The 404-nt window shown below is 27.5% G+C and carries 1 pseudogene; it reads left to right on the top strand.

The features are described from left to right. Positions 1 to 22: 22 nt before the first annotated feature. Positions 23 to 404 (top strand): annotated as a pseudogene (locus EZH24_RS13535) (Rpn family recombination-promoting nuclease/putative transposase); the annotation flags it as partial.

The following is a 404-nucleotide window of genomic DNA, read 5'->3' as shown; positions in this document are numbered from 1 at the left end:
GCGATTTCAATTTTGAAGAAGTTTAAGCGATTTCAATTTTGAAGAAGTTAAAGATTTGGAAATAATCGACCCTTATAATTTGTCTGAAAATATCGATTTGAAAGAATCGATAATCGACATTAAAGCGAAAACAAAAGACAATCAAACGGTTATAATTGAAATTCAGCTTTGCGGAAATATAAATTTCATTAAAAGAATTTTTTATTATGCTTCAAAGAATATTGTAAACGAATTGAAGGAAGGCGAAGATTATAAAAATCTGCCAAGAATTATTAGCATTAACTTAATTAATTTCAATTTGAATTTTGGAGACGAAGGCAAACCGCACCGATGCTTTAAATTAATCGATACAAAAAACCATAATGTAGATTTAGATTTTATTCAAATGCATATTTTGGAAGTTC

It is taken from the genome of Brachyspira catarrhinii, from assembly GCF_005518285.1.
In the GTDB taxonomy this organism is placed as follows: Bacteria; Spirochaetota; Brachyspiria; order Brachyspirales; family Brachyspiraceae; genus Brachyspira; species Brachyspira catarrhinii.
Note: the sequence above shows the minus strand (reverse complement) of the source record. Positions and strands in the feature narration are given on the sequence as shown.